The 20,869-nt window shown below is 67.7% G+C and carries 18 protein-coding genes; 1 reads left to right on the top strand and 17 read right to left on the bottom strand.

The features are described 5' to 3' along the window. Positions 1-607: 607 nt before the first annotated feature. From GOHSU_RS01420 to GOHSU_RS01360, 13 genes are all read right to left on the bottom strand, one after another. The gene (locus tag GOHSU_RS01420) at positions 608-3,406 is read right to left on the bottom strand and encodes a DEAD/DEAH box helicase (RefSeq protein ID WP_024332699.1); all 2,799 of its coding nucleotides are present in this window, start codon (positions 3,404-3,406) and stop codon (positions 608-610) included. A gap of 28 nt (positions 3,407-3,434) precedes the next feature. Next, positions 3,435-4,442, bottom strand: a complete 1,008-nt coding sequence (gene tatC, locus GOHSU_RS01415; protein ID WP_005935617.1) for a twin-arginine translocase subunit TatC — start codon at positions 4,440-4,442, stop codon at positions 3,435-3,437. 17 nt (positions 4,443-4,459) lie between these two features. Then, positions 4,460-4,711, bottom strand: a complete 252-nt coding sequence (tatA, locus tag GOHSU_RS01410; RefSeq protein WP_005935614.1) for a Sec-independent protein translocase subunit TatA — start codon at positions 4,709-4,711, stop codon at positions 4,460-4,462. Positions 4,712-4,766: 55 nt separating this feature from the next. Further along, positions 4,767-5,726 carry a helix-turn-helix transcriptional regulator gene (locus tag GOHSU_RS01405; protein ID WP_005935611.1) on the bottom strand — a complete coding sequence of 320 codons (960 nt, stop codon included), beginning with the start codon at positions 5,724-5,726 and terminating at the stop codon, positions 4,767-4,769. Continuing rightward, positions 5,723-6,739, bottom strand: coding sequence for a helix-turn-helix transcriptional regulator (locus tag GOHSU_RS01400; protein WP_005935609.1), 1,017 nt, complete (start codon positions 6,737-6,739; stop codon positions 5,723-5,725). The genes GOHSU_RS01405 and GOHSU_RS01400 overlap by 4 nt, the downstream gene beginning before the upstream one ends. 17 nt (positions 6,740-6,756) lie before the next feature. Continuing rightward, the gene (gene pafA, locus GOHSU_RS01395) at positions 6,757-8,115 is read right to left on the bottom strand and encodes a Pup--protein ligase (protein WP_005935607.1); all 1,359 of its coding nucleotides are present in this window, start codon (positions 8,113-8,115) and stop codon (positions 6,757-6,759) included. Between the two features lie 5 nt (positions 8,116-8,120). Further along, positions 8,121-8,915, bottom strand: coding sequence for a proteasome subunit alpha (gene prcA, locus GOHSU_RS01390; RefSeq protein ID WP_005935604.1), 795 nt, complete (start codon positions 8,913-8,915; stop codon positions 8,121-8,123). Beyond that, positions 8,912-9,766, bottom strand: coding sequence for a proteasome subunit beta (gene prcB / locus GOHSU_RS01385; protein WP_005935601.1), 855 nt, complete (start codon positions 9,764-9,766; stop codon positions 8,912-8,914). Before prcB ends, prcA begins: the two co-directional genes overlap by 4 nt. Continuing rightward, on the bottom strand, positions 9,763-9,954 hold the full coding sequence (locus tag GOHSU_RS01380) for a ubiquitin-like protein Pup (protein ID WP_024332697.1): 192 nt from the start codon (positions 9,952-9,954) through the stop codon (positions 9,763-9,765). The genes prcB and GOHSU_RS01380 overlap by 4 nt, the downstream gene beginning before the upstream one ends. A gap of 68 nt (positions 9,955-10,022) precedes the next feature. Next, positions 10,023-11,525, bottom strand: a complete 1,503-nt coding sequence (gene dop / locus GOHSU_RS01375) for a depupylase/deamidase Dop (RefSeq protein ID WP_005935594.1) — start codon at positions 11,523-11,525, stop codon at positions 10,023-10,025. Positions 11,526-11,593: 68 nt separating this feature from the next. Then, positions 11,594-14,170 (bottom strand): FHA domain-containing protein, encoded by a 2,577-nt coding sequence (locus GOHSU_RS01370; RefSeq protein ID WP_005935591.1) that lies wholly within the window; start codon positions 14,168-14,170, stop codon positions 11,594-11,596. Between the two features lie 55 nt (positions 14,171-14,225). Continuing rightward, positions 14,226-15,914 (bottom strand): proteasome ATPase, encoded by a 1,689-nt coding sequence (arc, locus tag GOHSU_RS01365; protein WP_005935587.1) that lies wholly within the window; start codon positions 15,912-15,914, stop codon positions 14,226-14,228. An 85-nt stretch (positions 15,915-15,999) separates the two neighbouring features. Continuing rightward, the gene (locus tag GOHSU_RS01360; protein WP_005935583.1) at positions 16,000-16,830 is read right to left on the bottom strand and encodes a tRNA (adenine-N1)-methyltransferase; all 831 of its coding nucleotides are present in this window, start codon (positions 16,828-16,830) and stop codon (positions 16,000-16,002) included. Positions 16,831-17,010: 180 nt separating this feature from the next. On the opposite strand from GOHSU_RS01360, the gene GOHSU_RS01355 reads away from it, so the two are divergent. Continuing rightward, on the top strand, positions 17,011-17,874 hold the full coding sequence (locus tag GOHSU_RS01355) for a thioesterase family protein (RefSeq protein ID WP_005935580.1): 864 nt from the start codon (positions 17,011-17,013) through the stop codon (positions 17,872-17,874). Positions 17,875-17,937: 63 nt separating this feature from the next. Here GOHSU_RS01355 and hisG read toward each other — a convergent pair whose 3' ends face one another. From hisG to GOHSU_RS01335, 4 genes are all read right to left on the bottom strand, one after another. Continuing rightward, the gene (gene hisG, locus GOHSU_RS01350) at positions 17,938-18,786 is read right to left on the bottom strand and encodes an ATP phosphoribosyltransferase (protein WP_024332696.1); all 849 of its coding nucleotides are present in this window, start codon (positions 18,784-18,786) and stop codon (positions 17,938-17,940) included. 66 nt (positions 18,787-18,852) lie between these two features. Continuing rightward, a complete protein-coding gene (locus GOHSU_RS01345) occupies positions 18,853-19,116 on the bottom strand; it encodes a phosphoribosyl-ATP diphosphatase (protein WP_005935574.1) in 264 nt (87 codons plus the stop codon). Between the two features lie 26 nt (positions 19,117-19,142). Then, positions 19,143-19,847, bottom strand: coding sequence for an HAD family hydrolase (locus GOHSU_RS01340; RefSeq protein WP_005935571.1), 705 nt, complete (start codon positions 19,845-19,847; stop codon positions 19,143-19,145). A gap of 13 nt (positions 19,848-19,860) precedes the next feature. Next, positions 19,861-20,814: a DMT family transporter gene (locus GOHSU_RS01335; RefSeq protein ID WP_169317519.1), complete on the bottom strand. Its 954-nt coding sequence runs from the start codon at positions 20,812-20,814 to the stop codon at positions 19,861-19,863. Positions 20,815-20,869 lie beyond the last annotated feature (55 nt).

The raw sequence follows: 20,869 nt of genomic DNA, 5'->3' as shown, positions 1-20,869 counted from the left end.
CGCGGGGTCTGCTGGACCCGGCGGCGCGAACCGCGGTGCCGGCTCGGGTCGGCCATCCGGACCCCGCGGACCCTGGCGAGGCGCGGCCGGGGGCATGGTCGGGTGGGGTGGGACCTGGTGCCGGACTTCCTGCGGCGGTGGCCCCTGCGGTGGGAGATTCTGGGGCGGCAGGCCCTGCGGCGGGCGGCCCTGCGGCGGATAGCCATGCCCGTGGGGAACCGGATGCCCAGCACCCTGCTGAGGCGGGCGTGCCTGGGCCGGGCTTCCCGCCGGGCCCTGTCCCTGCGGCCCGGCACCCTGGGGCCCGGCACCCTGGGGCCCGACACCCTGCACCGGTATTCCGGGTCCGGGTCGGCCGTGCCGGGGAGCGCCCGGCGGTGGGTTCCATCCGGGCGGCGGACCCTGCCGCTGCCGATCCTGTGCCCGCGGATCGTGCAGGGGACCGCCGGGCCCGGCCGCACCCGGCTGCTGGTCCGGTTCATTCGGTCCGCGGTCGCGCTGCCCGTGGTCGCTCGGGTTGGTCATCGTTGGCGCTCCTCAGCCCACTCGCTCACGTTGCTGCGCCGCCCGGTCACGGGTGCGCTCGGCGTCACGCTACCGCAGGTCCTCATTCCAATTCGGCAGCAACCACTCCGCGTCGCAGACTCTTCACCGCCCGGCGTGCGGTACCGGCGAGCGGATCGTCGGCGCCGACGCTGTTGCGAATCTGCTCGAGCAGATCGATCACCTGCCGGTTCCAGCGGACGAAGTCTCCCGGTGACAACAGATTTCCCCCCGCCGACGCCGCGGTGAGCGCCTCGTCCAGGGATCGGCCGGCCGCCCACGCCGAGATCGGTGCGCAAAACCCGGTATCCGGCTCGGCGGTGACCAGCGACTCCGAGCCGCCCGAATGTCGTGCCTGGACCTCGTTGGTCGCCTGCCACACCGCCAGGGTCTCGGCCAGCGCCTCGCGCACGGTCTTGCTGCCCGGCATCGAATCGATACCGCCGCCGTAGGTGTCCCGGCGGGATTGGTAGACCATCGACGAGACCACCGCTGCCAGTTCCACCGGCGAGAGGCGGTGCCAGATCCCGGCGCGAATGCACTCGGCCACCAGCAGATCGGTCTCGGCGTAGATGCGCCGCAGGACGTCCCCGGTCGGCGTCACCTGCAGGCCGCCCCGGCCGTCGGATTCCAGATATCCGAGCTCTCGCAGCACCGCCACCACGATGTCGAAGTCCTCCTCCAGGCGGGACTTGCGTTCGTCGATCGATCGTTCGAGGCTGGCGACGTCGCGCACAAGCCGGTTGCGTTGCTCCCCGAGCCGGAACAGCTTGTCCAGTCCGGGCTGCTTGTGGATCGGGTGGGACCGGAGCCGGTTCCGCAAACGCGCCACCTCCGAGTCGCCCCCGGTCTGACGGCGACGTTTGCTCTGCCGGCCCACCGGCCGGGTGATACCACTGGATGCCAGCAGTTCGGCGACGCGGCGCCGGCCGCGCCCGGATTTGGTGTCGGCATCGCGCGGAATCCGCAGGTTGCCCAGCACCTGCGGAGGATTCAGGAAGTCGTCGGCGCCCACGCGCGTGGTGTAGCCGTCTTCCAGCAGCACCAGCGGACGCGGATCCAGGTGCTGTTCGGCGGGCAGCAGCACGACGGCCAGCCCCCGATGACGCCGCGAGCTGACGGCGATGACGTGCCCGCGTTTGAGCGCGGCAAGGTCCTCGGCGACAGCGTTCTCATTCTCGATCCGGCGGGTGAAGCGCTCCTCCCGCTCGGCTCGGCGGATGTCTTCCCGCAACGTCAGATAGCCCAGGAAACCTGCGTACGGATCGGTGCCGGGCCGCTCGTCCCCGGCATCGTCGAGGCCGATGCCCGGATCCAGTCCGGCCTTGTCGGCCGCAGCGATCAGTTCAGCATCGGTCTTACGCAGCCGCCGGCGCGCGTGATCGAGCTGGCGGGCCTGACCGACCAGGGTGCGGTCGGTCTGGAACTGGGCGAACGATCGACGCAGAAGGTGGCGCGATCCCTCGACGCCCAGGCGGTGGATCAGGTTGAGGACCATGTTGTATTCGGGGCGGAACGAGCTCCGCAAGGGGAAGGTGCGTGCACCGGCCAGCCCGGCCACCCGATCTGGCAGGACCTCCGGGGTCCACAGCACCACCGCATTGCCTTCGACGTCGATGCCGCGCCGCCCGGCCCGGCCGGTGAGCTGGGTGTACTCCCCCGGTGTGAGGTCGACGTGGGCTTCGCCGTTGTACTTGATCAGCCGCTCGAGCACCACCGACCGGGCCGGCATGTTGATGCCCAGAGCAAGTGTCTCGGTGGCGAAGACCACCTTGGTCAGACCGCGGACGAACAGTTCCTCGACCGCCTGCCGGAACATCGGCAGCATGCCCGCGTGGTGGGCGGCGAAACCACGCCGGAGCCCGGCCCACCACTGCTCGACGCCCAGCACCTCGGCGTCGCCGGGAGACAGGTCGGTCAGATGCCGTTCGACCACCTCGTCGACCTGGCTGACCTGCTCCGGTTCGAGCAGATTCAGATCGCTGCGCACGCACTGAACGAACGCATCCTCGCAGCCTTTGCGGGAGAAGATGAAAAAGATCGCCGGCAGCAGCGCATCTTCCTCCAGCAGCTGGATCAGCCGCGGGCGCGGCATCGTCGTCGAACGCCGATGCCGACGATCCCCGCGCCCCCGGTGTCCACGCCCAGAGTCGCGGTCATCGTGATCGAGCAGGGCTCGCTGTTTGATGTAGCGGGTCAGTTCCGGATTGACCTGGCGTCTTCCGTGCGGAGGCGATTTGCGGTCGAACAACTCGAACAGCCGGCCGCCGACCAGCATGTACTGGTGCAGCGGCACCGGACGGTGTTCGGAAACGATCACCTCGGTGTCTCCGCGGACGGTGGCGATCCAGTCGCCGAATTCTTCGGCATTGGAGACCGTCGCCGAGAGCGAGACCACGCGCACCGACGGGTCCAGGCCCAAGATGACCTCCTCCCAGACCGCACCGCGGAAGCGGTCGGCCAGGAAATGCACCTCGTCCATGACAACATGCGAAAGCCCCTGCAGGGCAGGAGAATTCGCGTAGATCATGTTCCGCAGCACTTCGGTGGTCATCACCACGATCGGCGCCGATGAATTGATGGCGTTATCGCCGGTGAGCAGGCCGACTGCCTCGGCCCCGTGAACGTCGACCAGATCGTGGTACTTCTGATTGCTCAGCGCCTTGATCGGCGTGGTGTAGAAGCACTTGGTGCCCTGTGCCAGTGCCAGATAGACGGCGAACTCGCCGACGATCGTCTTACCGGCGCCCGTCGGCGCGCACACCAGCACTCCGCGCCCGCTCTCGAGAACTTCGCAGGCCTCGCGCTGAAATCCGTCGAGGGGAAACGATAGTCCGGCGACGAAGTTGTCCAGAGTGCTCATCGGTCCCAGCATGTCACGACGGCGGTGTTCAGAGCACCTCGTCGTAGGCGCTCGTGTCGCGGGCACGGCCGGAGCGCAGCGGTTCGGCACGCACCGGTTCCGGGGCCGCCACGGGCGCCGGCCGGTCCAGTCCGCCGGAGGACTCCAGATCCGATGCTTCCAGCGGAGAGGCCTGATCGTCGGGAACGTTCAGCCATTCCGGCTGGTTGCGCGCCTTCCGCTTATCGTGCAAGCGGCTGAACTGGATGGCCAGTTCCAGCAGAATGCACATGCCCAGACCCAGTGCGAGCATGCTGAACGGATCTTGGCCGGGGGTGGCGATCGCCGCGAAGACGAACAGTCCGAAGATGATGCCGCGGCGCCATCTCTTAAGCCGGGCGTAGGAGAGCACACCGGCCAGGTTGAGCATGATGATCAGCAGCGGCAGTTCGAAGCTCACCCCGAAGATCAGCAGCAGCTGCAGCATGAATCCGAAGTACCGGTCACCGGTCAGCGCGGTGACCTGTACTTCGTTGCCGATACGCAACAGGAAGTCGAAGGCCTCCGAGACCACCAGGTAGGCCACGATGGCGCCCAGGAAGAACAGAACGGTGCCGCTGATCACGAAGGTCAGGCCGTACCGGCGCTCCTTCTGCCGCAGGGCCGGGGTGATGAACTGCCACAACTGGTACAGCCACACCGGACAGGCCAGGACGACGCCGGCGGCCAGTGCGACCTGCAGTCGCAGCATGAACTGGTCGAACGGCCCGATCGCCAGCAGCTTACACGCGCCGTCGTCGGTGAAACTCGCCCGCGATTCCGGCGGCAGATCACAGTAGGGACGGGTCAGCAGATCGCCCAGGGTCGGTAGGCCTGGAAACGAATGGCTGTACCAGAAGAAAGAAAGCACCGTGGTCACCACCACCACGGCCAGGGAGATCAGGAGCCGGTCACGGAGTTCGTACAGATGCTCTGCCAACGGCATACTGCCGTCGGGGTTGACTTTTCTGCGCCGCCGCCGGGGATCGAACCGGCGCAGCAGATCGGGTGCGCGCACTCGCAGACGGCGGGCGGTCAGGCCGATTTCTTGTCGTCGACCTCGGTCACGACGCCGTCGACCTGCTTCTCCGTCGCCGAGGGCAGCTCCCGCGGCTCGGCCGCCGGCTGCTCATCGGTCTTGCCGTCGCTCTTCATTTCGTTGATCTCGGACTTGAAGATCCGCATGGAACGCCCCAGTCCGCGCGCCATATCGGGCAGCTTCTTCGCGCCGAAGAGCAGGATCAGCACGATCACGAGGATCGCGATCTCCGCAGCTCCAATGTTCATCAAAAACCTCCGCATCGCCGGTGTGGTTCATGCTACCTGAGACACCGTCGCCGCCTCAGTCGGCGTAACGGGCGCGGGCCGAGGCGGCGGCACCGGCGATCATGGTGCGGACCGCGGCACTTTCGGGGTCCTGCGAGATCAGCCGGATGCGACCGCCGAACCCTTGCAGAACCCGCGCCAGCCACTCGCGTGAACCGTAGGTGAGTTCGGCGATCACCCGGCCGCCGGCGTCCGGTTCGGTCAGCGGCCTGGCCTGGAAGTACTCGATCATCCACAGCACGTCGTGGTCGACCTGCAGCCGGGCCACCGGCAGTCCCGATCCGTGGGTGGGCATCGCGATGGGCGCTGCGGCGACATCGGCCGGCGGGTCGGCCGGCTCGTCGAGGACCTGTGCATCGCGGACCCGATCGAAACGGAACAGCCGCCGTCCCTCCGATTCGCGGCACCAGGCGTCCAGGTAGCTGCGCCCGTCGATCACCTGGACACCGATCGGGTCGACGGTGCGCTCGGTCACCTCGTCACGACCGGGGGTGTAGTACCGCAGGCGCAGCGCCCGGCGGGCCGCCACGGCCTGCCGCAGCGACGAGGACGACGGGTGCTCGCGCGGGGCGCGGTCGTCGTCGACCAGAACCGCCCGCGACGAGCCGGCGGCCGCCTCCACTTTGACCATCGCTCGGCGAATGGCATCGCCGTCGAGGGCGCCCTGCGCGTCCAGCAGCATCCGCAGCGCCACCAGCAGCACGTTGGCCTCGGTACCGGTCAACCGCAACGGATGATCCATCCCGGCGGTGAACTGCACGGTGACGTATCCGTCCCAGTACTGGATGTCGATCAGATCACCGCCGGCGTGACCGGGCAGACCGCAGACGTACAGCTGCTCGATGTCCTTGATCAGCTGCGCTTCGCTGACCCCCAGGTCGCGGGCGGCCACGGCCACCTCGATGCCTTGATGGGCCTGGAAGTACGGAACCATGGCCAGCAACCGGGAGAACCGGGTGGGCGCCGGGGTGCTCATCGCGTCGACTCCTTTTCGGCCGGAGCCTGCGCCGAGACGGCCAGCGCGTCGAGTTCGGCGATCACCGCCGCAACCAGTTCCGGTGGATCCAGCACCACCACATCGCGGCCGGCGGCCAGGATCGACCGCATCAGCGTCGAGCGGGAGGAGATCTCGACCACCGCCTCGTGTCCCGGTTCGCCGTCGAAGTCGGCGGCGTGCACCTGCACCGCGTTGCGGCGCAGATCGTGCGCCCGCCCGTCGGCCAGCCACAGGCGGGCCGTGGACTTCTCCCCCGAGCCCCGGGCCACCGCCGCGGTCACCAGGGCTCGCACATCGGTGCCCTCGGGCACGGTGACCCCACCGGCCTCGCCGATCGCCTCGACCTCGGAGATCCGGGAGACCCGGAAGGTGCGGGTCTGCCCGCGATCCCGGTCGTGCCCGACGACGTAGAGCCGGCCGCCGTCGCTGACCAGCCCCCACGGCTCCAGGCTGCGCTGCGCGGTGGCCCCGGCGGTGCGGTGGGTGAAGGTCACCGCCCGGCCCTCGGTGGTCGCCGAGATCAGTGCGCGCACCGCTCGCTCGTCCCCCAGGGACCGGCCGCCGCCGGGCTGCCCGAAACCCAGCTCCTCGGGGCGGGTCACATCCAGTCCCGCGGCTTTGAGTTTGAGTACGGCGGTCTGCGATTCGACGGCGACCTCCGGTTCGTGCCAGACGGCCGCTGCCGCCGCGACCGCTGCCGCTTCGTCGCGATCGAGGTTCACCTCGCCGAGTGCGTAGCTCTCCGGCTTGATGCGGTAGCCCTCGTCACCGCCGAGGGGTGCACTGCCGGTCTCCACGGGGATCCCCAGGGCGCGCAACTCGTTCTTATCGCGTTCGAGCATCCGCTTGAAGGTCTCGGCGCTCTGCTCTCCGTCGGCGTAGCCCACCACGTTCTTGCGCAGATATTCGGCGGTGACATAGGTCTTGGCCGACATCAGGCAGATGACGAGATTGAGCAGTCGTTCACTCTTGGCGATCTTCGCAGGGGCCACGGTCTAGAGGATAGTCGTCACAGGGAGGCGATCAGGCGTTCGACGCGCTCGTCGACGTTTCGGAAGGGGTCCTTGCAGAGCACGGTCCGCTGGGCTTGGTCATTGAGCTTGAGGTGGACCCAGTCGACCGTGAAGTCGCGTTCGGCAGCCTGGGCGGCCCGGATGAAATCGCCGCGGAGCTTGGCCCGGGTGGTCTGCGGCGGCTCGTCGACCGCACGGTCGATCTCCTCGTCGGTGGTGATGCGGGCGGCCAGTCCCTTGCGCGAGAGCAGATCGAAGATGCCGCGACCACGCCGGATGTCGTGATAGGCCAGGTCCAGCTGCGCGATCTTCGCATCGCCCAGGTCCATTCCGTAACGATCCTGGTAGCGCTGCAGCAGTTTGCGTTTGATCACCCAGTCGATCTCGGTGTCCACCTGGCTGAAGTCGCCGGATTCGACGGCATCGAGGGTCCGGCCCCACAGGTCGACCACTCGATCGAACACCGGATCGGGGCTGCGCCCGGCCAGATGGGTGACGGCGCAGGCATGGTATTCACGCTGGATCGACAGTGCGGTGGCGGTGCGCCCGCCGGCCAGCCGGATCTCGTGGCGGCCGGTCGGGTCGTGGCTGACGTCGCGGATGGCCCGGATCGCATTGTCCAGCGCGAAGTCGCGGAAACTGATGCCGGACTCGATCATCTCCAGCACCAGTAGCGCCGAGCCCACCTTGAGCATCGTGGTGGTCTCGGACATGTTCGAGTCGCCCACGATCACGTGCATGCGCCGGTATTTCTCGGCGTCGGCGTGCGGCTCGTCGCGGGTGTTGATGATCGGCCGGGACCGCGTGGTCGCCGACGAGACGCCCTCCCAGACGTGGTCGGCGCGCTGGGACAGGCAGTAGCGGGATTCGTTGCCGATCGTCATGACCTTCCCGGCCCCGCAGATCAGTTGCCGGGTCACCAGGAACGGCAGCAGCACATCGGAGACACGCCCGAATTCGCCGGTGCGCGAGACCAGATAGTTCTCGTGGCAGCCGTAGGAGTTGCCGGCCGAATCGGTGTTGTTCTTGAACAGGTAGATGTCCCCGCCGATCCCCTCCTCTGCCAGGCGCTGTTCGGCGTCGATCATCAGCTCTTCGAGGATGCGTTCACCGGCCCGGTCGTGGGCCACCAGCTGATGCACCGAATCGCATTCGGCGGTCGCATACTCCGGATGCGAGCCGACGTCGAGGTACAGTCGCGATCCGTTCGGCAGGAAGACATTCGACGAGCGCCCCCAGGCCACGACCCGCCGGAACAGATACCGGGCCACCTCGTCCGGACCCAGACGGCGCTGCCCGTCCATGGTGCAGGTGATCCCGAACTCGGTCTCGATCCCCATGATGCGGCGTTCCATCACGCTCACTCCTGTTCGAGTATTTCGACGATCCGGGCGGTCGACAGGCGTTCGAAGGCACGGCGGGGCCGGCGGCGATCCAGGACCGCCACCTCCAGCTGGTCGGCGGTCAGTCGGGATCCGGCGGCAGCCTTGTCGGCGTTCTGCGCCGCATCGGCGGTATCGGATTTGGCGCCGTCGCCGGTGGCCGAGAGCGCCTCGACAGCCACCGCGAGTGCCTGCGCCAGCGTCATCGCCGGCCGGTAACCCGTCGTCATCGCAGCGACGATCGGTTCGGTGGTGCCACCCATCACCAGAAACGCGCTCTCATCGGAGATCGAGCCGTCGTAACCGATGCGGTAGAGCTGCGAGGGTGTGTCCCGGCCGGGTTGGGCGACCTCGGCCACACACAGTTCCACCTCGTAGGGTTTGGGCTGCTCGGTGAACACGGTGCCCAGGGTGGTGGCGTAGGCGGTGGCCAGGGACAGTCCAGTCACATCGGCCCGGTCGTAGCTGTAGCCGCGCAGGTCGGCCAGCTGGATGCCGGCCCGGCGCAGGGACTCGAACTCGTTGTATTTGCCGACCGCGGCGAAGCCGATGCGGTCGTAGATTTCGCTGACCTTGCGCAGCGTGTTCGACGGGTTGTGGGCGACGAACAGCACCCCGGCCGATTCTCCCACCGATCCGGAGCCGTCGTGACCGGCCTCGGCCTGTCCGTAGGTCAGCGCCACGACGCTGCGGCCGCGGGCGATGCCTTTGCGCGCCAGTTCTGATCGATCGCGCATGATCTGTTCGGCACTGGCGTAGTACGGGAAGGTCATCGCTGCTCCTCCTGCGCCGACGCACTCCCGGCTTCGGCCCGTCGCCGGGCGATCACCGCTTCGGCGGCACTCGCGATCTGGCGTTCGGGGACCTGCCGGGAACCGGCGGCATCCACCCGGACCGCCGTGGGGAAGATCCGTCGCACCAGATCGGGTCCGCCGGTGGCCGAATCGTCGTCGGCGGCGTCGTAGAGCGCCTCCACCGCCAGCGCCAGCGCCTGGTCACCGGTCACCTCGGGGTGGTACAGCTTCTTCAGCGACGATTTGGCGTAGACCGCGCCCGATCCGATCGCGTCGTAGCCGGCGCGTTCCTCGTGCCGGGCCCCGGCCACATCGAAGGAGAAGATCCGGCCGGCGCCGGCCTCACCGGTCTGGTTCGCCCCGTCGTAGCCGACGAACAACGGCAGCGCGGTCAGTCCTTGCAGGGCCGCTCCCAGATTCCCGCGGACCATCGACGCCAAACGCGTGACCTTTCCGTCCAGGGTCAGTGGGACACCCTCGATCTTCTCGTAGTGCTCGAGTTCGACGGTGAACAATTTGACCAGTTCGAATGCCACGCCGGCGGTACCGGCGATCCCGGCCGCCGAGGTCTGATCGGTGACGAACACCTTCTGCACATCGCGGGTGGCGATGACATGGCCCATCGTGGAACGACGATCCCCGGCCAGGACGACCCCACCCGGGTAGGCCACCGCCACGATGGTGGTGCCGTGCGGGGCCAGATCGCCCGGCCGGGGCCGACCGCCGTGCGCCGCGCCGTCGCCCGTTCCGGAGCTCAGCAGACCTCCGCCGGGCAGTCGGTCCGGAGCGGTGGCACGCAGGAACTCGCTGAACGACGAGACGTCGTTCACTGGCCGCCCTTCTGGACGTAGGCCTTCACGAAGTCTTCGGCGTTCTCCTCGAGCACGTCGTCGATCTCGTCGAGCAGATCATCGGTCTCGCTGGTCAGCAGTTCGCGACGCTCCTGCCCGGCCGGGCCGCCGCCGATCGGGTCGTCGTCGCCGCTGCCGCCGCCGCGTTTGGTCTGCTCCTGCGCCATCATCGCCTCCTGAAAAAGTAAGTAAGCCCACCCTACCGGGGCAGGCCCGGTTCGGACCCGGGCGCGCTCTACGGCGCCAGCGCGGCCACGAGTTCAGCCGCGGACTGCGAACGCTCGAGGACCTCGCCCACCAGTTCTTTGGTGCCGCGCAGCGGTTCCAGGGTGGGGATGCGCACCAGGTTGTCCTCGCCCAGATCGAAGATCACCGAATCCCAGCTGGCTGCGGCGACGTCGGCGCCGAACCGGCTCACGCAGCGGCCGCGGAAGTAGGCGCGGGTATCCTCCGGCGGGTTGGTGACCGCCCACTGCACCTGTTCCTCGGTGACCAGCCGCTGCATGGATCCGCGGGCCACCAGGCGGTTGTACAGGCCCTTGTCCAGCCGCACATCCGAGTACTGCAGGTCGATCAGCTTCAGGCGAGGCGCGCCCCAGCTCAGGCCCTCGCGCCGGCGGAAACCCTCCAGCAGCCGGAGTTTGGCCGGCCAGTCCAGGATCTCGGCGCATTCCATCGGATCGCGTTCGAGTTTGTCGAGCACCTCGGCCCAGGTGGCGATCACATGGTCGGCGCGCGGATCGTCGTGGGCCCGGCCGGCCTGGAAGCGGCGCACCCGGTCCAGGTATTCGCGCTGCAGCGCCAGTCCGGTCAGTTCGCGGCCGTCGGCGAGGGCGACCGCTGTGGTCAGGGTCGGGTCGTGGCTGATCTCGTGCACGGCGTTCACCGGCCAGGCCAGCGCCAGATCCGACAGATCTTCACCGGCCTCGATCAGATCCAGGACCAGCGCGGTGGTCCCGACCTTGAGGTAGGTGGCCGTCTCGGCCAGATTCGCATCACCGATGATCACGTGCAGCCGGCGGTACTTGTCCGGTTCGGCGTGCGGCTCGTCGCGAGTATTGATGATGCCGCGTTTGAGGGTGGTCTCCAGCCCGACCTCCACCTCGATGTAGTCGGCGCGCTGGCTGAGCTGATAGCCGTCCTCCTCGCCGTGCTGGCCGATACCGACCCGGCCGGATCCGCAGATCACCTGCCGCGAGGCGAAGAAGGGCATCAGACCGGCGATGACCGCATCGAAGGGGGTGTCCCGCCGCATCAGATAGTTCTCGTGGGTGCCGTAGGAGGCACCCTTGCCGTCGATGTTGTTCTTGTACAACTGCAGTTTCGGCGCGCCGGGAACGCTGGCCACATGCCGGGCGGCGGCCTCCATCACCCGTTCGCCGGCCTTGTCCCAGATCACCGCATCCAGCGGATCGCGGACCTCCGGCGCCGAATACTCCGGGTGCGCGTGATCGACGTACAGCCGGGCGCCGTTGGTCAGGATCATGTTGGCCGCACCGATCTCGTCGGCGTCGATGATCGGTGCCGGTCCACGATGGTGGCCCAGGTCGTAGCCGCGCGCGTCGCGCATCGGCGATTCAACGTCGTAGTCCCAGCGGGTGCGCTTGTCTCGACGCGGCACATTGGCCGCAGCCGCGTAGGCCAGAACCGCCTGTGTGGAGGTCATGATCGGGTTGGCGCTCCGATCCCCCGGAGCGGAGATGCCGTATTCCACTTCCGTACCGATGATGCGATCCATGTCTGACACCCTATGCCCTGCCGCCGCGGCGCCGGCGACGGTGTCGGCCCCGTACCGCCGCGCTGGCCTCAGCGCCTGCGCAGCCGCAGCCGCGAGTAGATCAGCGCCCCCAGTGCCATGCCCATCACGATCAGCACCGCGTAGCACAGGCTCACGTGCACCACCGACGGCTCCCACAACTGGTACTTGCCGGAGGTGACCTGTTCGGCCATCGCATTGGTCTCCGGAAGATCGACGGCCTGGGCGGCGGCGGCGTATCCCCAGAAGGAGGGGAAGATCCACGCCAGTTGCGCGGCGCCGGCACTGGTGATGGCGAACAGTCCGCCGGAGAACACCAACTGCACCATCACCACGATCACCAGCGGCGGCATGGTCTGCTCGTTGGATTTGACCGATGCCGAGATCGCCAGGCCGACCAGGGTACTGACGCAGGCCAGCACGGCGATGGCCACGAACAGCGACGCGGCCGGCGGCAGCAGCACCCCGCCCTGCTCCGGCGTCGCTCGGATCAGATAGGTCAGGCCCACCATGATCGCCGATTGGACGACGGCCAGCACGAAGAAGACCAGGATCTTCGCGCCCAGATAGGCGCCCGGCCGAAGACCCACGGCCCGTTCGCGTTCGTAGATCGCGCGCTCGGACACCAGGTCGCGCACCGTGAGCGCCGCACCCATGAAGGCCGCGCCGATCACCAGCACCACCAGTAGCTTCAGCGCCGCCGACGCCTCTTTGAGTCCCGACGCAGGATCATCGGCGACGTTGTAGACGTTCGGGCCGAAACCGGTCTCCCCCGGAATCACCAGGGTCAGCAGACCCAACACCACCGGCAGGGCGATCAGGAACGCCAGATAGCCGGTGTCGGCGAAGATCAGCCGGACCTGTCGCCGGGCGACGGTGCTGAGCTGACGCATCGGCTCGGCCTGCGGGGGTGAGACCGGCGGCCCCATCGCCGGCGCCGCCGGCGGTGGACGGTGCGGGTGCCGACGGCGGTATTCCTCCCAGACGGCATCCGGTTCGCGGGCGGTGCGCTCGAAGATCTCGGCCCAGTCGTCGGTGCCCAGCTCCACGGCTTTGGTCTTCGGATCGCCGCAGTAGGCGGTCTTTCCGCCCGGTGCCAGCAGCAACACCTGATCACAGATGTCCAGGTGGGCCACCGAATGGGTCACCACCAGCACCACGCGGCCGGCGTCGGCCAGATCGCGCAGCATGTACATCACCTGACGATCCAGTGCTGGATCCAGTCCGGAGGTCGGCTCGTCCAGGATCAGCAGGGACGGGCCGGTGAGCAGTTCCATCGCCACCGAGGCGCGTTTGCGCTGACCGCCCGAGAGCTTGTCGATCCGGGTCTGGGCGTGCTCGGTCAGCGACAACTCGGCCAGCACACCGTCGATCACCTGATCGCGGTCGGCGGTCGACAGGTCCGCCGGCAGGCGTAGTTCGGCGGCATAGCGCAGCGCCTGGCGCACGGTGAGCTTGCTGTGCAGCACGTCATCCTGCGGAACCATGCCGATGCGGTTGCGCAGCGCCTCGTATTCGGCGTTGACGTTGCGGCCCTCGAAGGTCACCACACCGACGGTCGGACTGTTCAGTCCGGCAGCGATTTTGGAGACGGTCGACTTTCCGGCGCCGGAGGGACCGATGATGGCCGTCAGACTTCCCGGGGCCGCCTGGAAGCAGATGTCATTGAGCAGCACCTTGCCGCCGTCGACGGTCAGGCCGATGCCGTCCAGCTGCAGACCGCCGCCGACCAACGCCCGGGCCTGCCCGCGCTTGAGGTTGCCCCCGGAGGCCACGAAGTCGCTGTTGCCGATGGTGACGACGTCGTTCTCGGCCAGTTGCTGGCGGCCGGTGATGCGGTGCCCGTTGACGAATGTGCCGTTGACGCTACCCAGGTCCTCGATCACCAGGGCTCCGCCGACCGAGCTCAATCGGGCGTGCCGGCGCGAGGCCAGCACATCGGCGACGACGATGTCGTTGTCGGGGGTGCGGCCGATCGTCTGGGCACCGGTCACTGAGATCGTCTCGCGGCCCGAGCGCAGTTCACCGGGGATCTGATAGACCGCCGAGGCGTTGTTGTGCAGTGCCGACAGGTGCGGCGCATCGGGAAGGTTGCCGAATGCCGGCGGAGGCGCCGGCCGGTTCGCGGGCTGGCTGTGTATCGGTGCCGACGGGGGCTGCGGCGTCGGGGGTTGCGGCGTCGGGGGCTGCGGCCGGGAGTGGAAGCGGCCCGGATTCGCCGGTCCGCTGTGCGGTCGCACCGGTGGTTGCGGCCGGGACTGGCGCCCGATCGGCTGCGACGGCACCGGCGGCTGCTGCCTCGGCGGGGCCGATGCGCCGGCGTGGGCCGTGACCTCGAGCATCGGCCCGGTGTGGGGATCGCCGAGCCGGAGCATCGTCGTGCCGTTGACCGGTGTCTGCTGCACACGGCTTCCGTGCAGGAAGAATCCGTTGGTGCTGCCTCGGTCGACCACCATCCAGCCGCCCGGGCTCCAGACGAACGCCAGGTGCGTCCGGGAGACCTGCGGATGATTCAGCATCACCGCGTTGTCCGGCGTGCGGCCCAGGGTCGACGGGGAGACCGTGATGATCTGGACCGGCCCGGAGTCGACGCGGACGTGCAACGGAGGCGGCGAGGTGCTGTTCATCACGGGCTATCCTAGCCGCCTACCGGGCTCGTTCCGGTCACGGCTGCGGCGTGGCCTACAGGTACTGGCCGGTGTTCGACTCGGTATCGATCGAACGTGCCGCGCCGTTGCCCTTCCCGGTCACCAGGGTGCGGATGTACACGATCCGTTCGCCCTTCTTGCCCGAGATCCGTGCCCAGTCGTCGGGGTTGGTGGTGTTGGGCAGGTCCTCGTTCTCGGCGAACTCGTCGAGAATCGAATCGAGGAAGTGCCCGATCCGCAGACCGCCGCGCCCGGAGTCCAGCTGTTCTTTGATGGCGAACTTCTTGGCCCGGTCCACCACGTTCTGGATCATGGCCCCGGAGTTGAAGTCCTTGAAGTACATGACCTCCTTGTCGCCGTTGGCGTAGGTCACCTCCAGGAAGCGGTTGTCGTCGCTCTCGTCGTACATGCGCTCGACGACCCGCTCGATCATCGCGTCCACGCAGGCCTGGGCGTCGCCGCCGAACTCGGCCACATCGTCGGGGTGCAGGGGCAGATCGGTGGTCAGGTACTTGGAGAAGATGTCGACCGCCGATTCGGCATCGGGGCGTTCGATCTTGATCTTCACATCCAGCCGGCCGGGCCGCAGGATCGCCGGGTCGATCATGTCCTCGCGGTTGGAGGCACCGATGACGATGACGTTCTCCAGCCCCTCGACGCCGTCGATCTCGCTCAGCAGCTGCGGGACGACGGTGGTCTCCACATCCGAGCTCACTCCCGAGCCGCGGGTCCGGAAGATCGAATCCATCTCGTCGAAGAAAACGATCACCGGAGTGCCCTCGGAGGCCTTCTCCCGAGCACGCTGGAAGATCAGCCGGATGTGGCGTTCTGTCTCACCGACGAACTTATTGAGCAGCTCCGGGCCCTTGATGTTGAGGAAATAGCTCTTCGCCTCGCGGGCATCCTCTCCCCGGGATTCAGCGATCTTGCGGGCCAGCGAATTGGCGACCGCCTTGGCGATCAGCGTCTTACCGCACCCGGGCGGGCCGTACAGCAGAACCCCCTTCGGCGGCCGCAGATCGTATTCGCGGAACAGATCTCCGTGCAGGAAGGGTAGTTCGACCGCATCGCGGATCTGTTCGATCTGCCGGCGCAGGCCGCCGATGTCCTCGTAATCGACATCGGGCACCTCCTCCAGAACCAGATCCTCCACCTCGGCCTTGGGGATGCGTTCGAGCGCGAAGCCGGCTTTGGTGTCCACGAGCAGCGAATCTCCGGGGCGCAGCTTCCGGGTGGCCGAGCCGCCGTCGCCGGTGTGCACCAGCGCGGTCGCCAGATGCACGACGCGTTCCTCGTCGGTGTGGCCCACGACCAGCGCGCGGCTGCCGTCGCCCAGCAGCTCGCGCAGGGTGCCGATCTCGCCGACTCCCTCGTAGCCGAGCGCCTCGACCACGTTGAGGGCCTCGTTCAGCCTCAGGATCTGGCCACGTTCAAGCTGATCGGCGTCGATGTTCGGCGACAGGTTCAGTCGCATCTTGCGGCCGGAGGTGAACACGTCGACGGTGTCGTCGTCGTAGGTGCGCACCAGTACGCCGTAGCCGCTCGGCGGTTGTCCGAGCCGATCGACCTCCTCCTGCAGCAGCAGCATCTGCTGGCGCGCCTCTTTGAGAGTGGTCAGTAGCTTCTCGTTGCGCGCGGTCAGCTGCTCGATCCGTTCGGCGAGTTCGGCGGGAGTGGCACGGATGACTCCCGGTCGGTCGGTCGAGCGTTCGGACGAAGTCATGCGCACCTGCTCCTTGCCTCGGGACCGGCGAGTCGCTCGCCTCGGGTCGGTCGGCCCGTTAAGTCCTGCCTTACCTAGTTTATCCCTACCCGCGGGTGGGTCGACGTTGCACACGCAGCGTCTGGGTGCCGTCGGCCAGCCGGCGAGCGGTGATCAGAAACGCCGTGTGACCCTGCATCCGGTGCTCGGGCCGCACCGCCAATCCCACCGCACTCCACTCTCGCACCATCGATTCCCAGGCCCGCGGCTCGGTCCAGCACTGCTGCTCGCGCAGCGCTTCGACGACGCGGGACAGCTGGGTGACGGTGGCGACGTAGACCACTAGCACTCCGCCCGGCCGCAGACAGTTTTGGACCGTGTTCAGGCAGTCCCACGGCGCCACCATGTCCAGGACCACGCGGTCGACCTGCTCTGCCGGATCGTGGTCGGCCAGATCAGCCACCCGCAGTTCCCAGTTCTCCGGCCGGGTCCCCAGGAAAGTCTCGACGTTGCGCACCGCGTGCTCGGCGTGATCCTCGCGGACCTCGTACGACAGTACCGAACCGGTCTCGCCCACGGCTCGCAGCAGCGACAGCGTCAGAGCCCCCGAGCCGGCGCCGGCTTCCAGGACCCTGGCGCCAGGAAAGATGTCTCCTTCGGCGACGATCTGCGCCGAATCCTTCGGGTAGATCACCTGCGCACCGCGCGGCATCGAGACCACGTAGTCGGTGAGCAGTGGCCGCAGCGCCAGGTATTCGGTGCCGCTGGTCGCTGCGACCACGGTGCCCTCGTCGGCGCCGATGAGATCGTCGTGCAAGATACCGCCGCGGTGGGTGTGGAACTGTTTGCCCGCCTCGAGGACAACGGTGAATTTGCGTCCCTTGCCGTCGGTGAGCTGTACGCGGTCGCCTACGGCGAAGGGCCCGGTCGTCGCCATCTGTGCTGTGGTCCTCTTCCCTCGGATGCGGCGCCCCTGCCGCGGAAGAGGATTCCGCCGGGCACCGGTTCGTCGTTCAGCTTGTCACACCCCTACTGATGCACGTCGTGTTCCTGCAGCTGCGCCGGACCAAACCCGAGTCGATAAGCGAACGCTCAGTCGCTGTCGTAGAGTGCGGCTATGACAGAGTCCACATCGACTGCTTACTATCTGCCGCTCGCCGTCCCCGACGGTGCCGACGCCGACTACGAGTACTTTCAGCCGACTCAGGCGACCACAAGCGTGTGGTCACCGGCGCTACAACACGGTGGGCCGCCGACCGGGCTGCTGGTCCGCGCCATGGAACAGGCCACCGGCGGGTCCTCCGCTCCGGACGGTCAGGCCTTCTCGCGAGTGACGATGGAGATCCTCGGTGCCATCAGTCACGAGGTCAACCGGGTGCGCACCTGGGTCCCCCGGCCGGGCCGGCAGATCAGTCAGATCGCCGCCGAACTGGAAGAACGGCAACCCGACGGCACCTTCCGAACGGTCGGCCGAGCCACAGCGTGGCGGCTTACGACGCGAGATTCGTCACAGGTGCAGTCGCTCCCCCGCCCCCCGCTGACTCCTGGGGTCGACGAGGCGGAGCATCACATCGGTTTCCCGCAGATCGGCGACGAACCTATCCCGTGGGGCCAGATCGGCTTCATCGGCACCGTCGAGACGGCGGTGGCCACCAGCCGCAACGGCGCCACCCCAGCATATTGGCTGCGCCCGCTGCTGCCGTTGGTCAAGGGCGAAGTCACCAGCGATCTGGCCTCGGCGTTCACCGTGATCGACATCGCCAACGGCATCGGCTCGGCATTGAATCCGACGCAGTGGTCGTGGATGAACGTCGACACCACCGTCCATCTGGTCCGGGTACCGCAGGGACCATGGATCGGTGTGGATTCAGACTTGGCTGCCGGCGCCGACGGATACGCGGCGACCGTCGGCGAGTTGTACGACACCCGCGGCTACCTGGGCCGCACCGCACAGGCGGTGCTGCTCTCACCGACCTCCTGAGTCGGTCGCTGCTGCAGGCTCGGCTCGCGGTCGCGGCGCAGGCGGGTGCCGCGACCTGCCGAGTCAGAACCGGCAGGAGCGGATGTCCGAGGCCAGAATGGCCCGGGCACCCATATCGGACAGTTCGTCCATCAGCTGCTGATGGCTCTTACGCGGAACCATCGCGCGCACCGCAAGCCAGGCCGGGTCGGCCATCGGCGAGATGGTCGGCGATTCCAGCCCGGGAGTCAGTTCCACGGCCAGATCGAGCAACTCCTTCGGGCAGTCGTAGTCGATCATCACGTACTGCTGGCCGAAGACGACGCCCTGCACCCGCTTGATGAACCGTGCGGCGTATTTGCTGGGCTGCGCTGTGGCAGCCGTCCGGATCAGCACGGCCTCGGAGTCGCACAGCGACTCGCCGAAAGCGGTCAGCCCGTGCAGCCGCAGGGTCCGGCCCGACCCCACCACATCGGCGATCGCATCCGCGACGCCGAGCTGGATGGAGATCTCCACGGCGCCGTCGAGGCGGATGATCTCGGCGTCGATGCCGCGTTCGGCCAGATCGCGCCGCACCAGATTCGGGTACGAGGTGGCGATCCGCTTACCCTCGAGCCCTTCGACGGTCCACTGCTCGTCTGACGGCGCGGCGTAGCGGAACGTCGACGAGCCGAATCCCAGCGCCACCTCCTCGATCACCTCGGCGCCCGAATCAGCGGCCAGGTCCCGGCCGGTGATCCCCACGTCCAACTGACCGGCCGCGACGTAGATCGCGACGTCTTTGGGTCGCAGGAAGTAGAACTCCACCTCGTTGGCCACGTCGATCACGTTCAGATCCTTGGGATCGGAACGACGGCGGTAGCCGGCTTCGGACAGGATGGCCGCAGCGGCTTCGGACAGGGCGCCCTTGTTGGGCACGGCAACGCGCAACATGGCGAGGCTCTCTTCCAGTGGTTCTCGGGCTTCGGGGGTCTCACGGGGCACGCGGGCCCCGCCGGATCACAGGAAGCGGTACAGGTCTTCGGGTTTCAGGCCGCGCTTGATCATCATCACCTGCAGCCAGTACAGCAGCTGACTCATCTCTTCGGCCAGCGCATCATCGGACTCGTGCTCGGCGGCCAGCCACACCTCACCGGCCTCTTCGATGATCTTCTTGCCGAGCGTGTGCACGCCCTTGTCCAGCGCGGCGACGGTGCCGCTGCCCTCCGGGCGGGTGGCCGCCTTTTCGATCAGTTCGGCAAAAAGGTCGTCGAAGGTCTTCACGGTTGACTATTTTGTCACGACCGCGCTCAGCGTGCGCTCGAGGCCCTGGCGAAGTCGGCGGCCAGCTCCGGCAGCGTCAGGCCTGCCAGGGTGTCGCGGAAAGTCCGCTTACTGGCGGCCGGCACCGGCACCTGCGACGGCACCACCAGAGTCGGTACCCCGGCAGCGTGGGAGGCTGCAGCCCCGGTCGGGGAATCTTCGATCGCCAGACAGTCGTGCGGATGCGCCCCAGCCAGTTCGGCGGCTCGCAGATAGATGTCCGGGGCGGGCTTGCCCACCGCCACCTCATCGCCGCACACCGTCGTCAGGAACCGTTCGACGCCGATGGTGTCGATCGCCACATCGGCGATCTCGCGCTGAGTGTTGGTCACCAGCAGCATGGGGATGTCCGCCGATGCCGCCAGATCCAGGGTCTGTCTGGCACCCGGACGCCAGGGCAGCTCGGCGGTGAACAGGTCCGCCACCAAAGCCACCATCCACGCCTCGTCACCGTCGAAATCCCGGCCGGATTCGGGCAGCCGGGCCGCGTCATAGACCTTGGTCAACGCGTCGACGGCATTGTTTCCCAGGGTCGCCAGCCGCAACTCCGGAGTCATCTCGACACCGTGACGACCGGCGAGCGACTCCATCGCGACATCCCAGATCGGTTCGGTGTCCAGGATCGTGCCGTCCATATCCCACAGCAGCGCCGCAGGCAGGTCTGCCGCAGCGGCGCGTTCGTTCCGGATCATCGTCGCACCACCCTCAGGACGAGCTGCTCGGTGCGCCGGTCGGTCCGTCGCTGCCGGGGCTGGCATCGGTGGCGGTATCGGCCAAGGTGTGCGTGGTATCGCCCGTCGCCGCGGAGAACTGCGCCGGCGCCCCCAGCCGACCGAGCGCGAAGGTGGCCAGCCACATCGCGATCAGCGCCAGAATGACGGCCACGTCGCCGGCCTTCTCCACCCGCAGATGCTCCTGGTAGATCGTCAGCCCCAGGGCCATGGCGACCATCGGTTTCATTACCGTGACCGTGGGCAGACTGGTCTGCACGTCCCCGGCCTGGTAACTGGACTGCTGCCACAGGGTGCCCAGCGTGGCTGTGACCGCCATCGCCCAGAACTCCCATGACGCCAGACCGTCCAGAAGGCTCTTACCGAAGGCGTCGATGCCGGTCTTGGTGAACGCCGCCGAAAAGCCCAGCAGCATACCCGCGGCGATCGCTAGCACCAGCGACCGGGCGCTGCCGTGCGGCATGCGGGAACTGCCTCGGACGCACACCAGCGTGACCATCACGAGGAAGGCCAGCGGGAAGATCCAGGATTTCAGCGTCGGCTGGGTGATGCCCTCGCTCGGCTCGCCGAGCACCAGGAAAATGATCAGCGCGGCGATCAGCACCGCGGCCCAGAACCATTCGCTAGCTCGCAGGCGACGTCGCTGCCCGTAGGCGGCCAACGGCAGAGCGAACAGCAACGACGAGACCAGCAGCGGCTGCACCAGCAACAGGCTGCCGATCGCCAGCGCCGCCGCCTGGAAGATGAACCCGGCGATATCGGCGGTGATGCCGGCCACCCACACCTTGCGCTTCACCAAGGTGGCGAAGAAACCCAGGCCCAGGGAGTCGTCGTCGGCGATGCCCTCGGTCCCCTTCTGCTGCAGCACCGCAGCAACGGCGAACAGCACCGATGCGATGAGGGCAAGAACGATCGCCACTGCTGTCACGTTGTTCACTCTTCCTTACATTGTGGTCCGGCCGCGTCAGTGCATTCGGAGGGTC

Origin of the sequence: Gordonia hirsuta DSM 44140 = NBRC 16056, from assembly GCF_000333015.1 — a bacterium.
Taxonomy (GTDB): Bacteria; Actinomycetota; Actinomycetes; order Mycobacteriales; family Mycobacteriaceae; genus Gordonia; species Gordonia hirsuta.
This window is presented reverse-complemented; position numbering and strand designations above follow the sequence as displayed.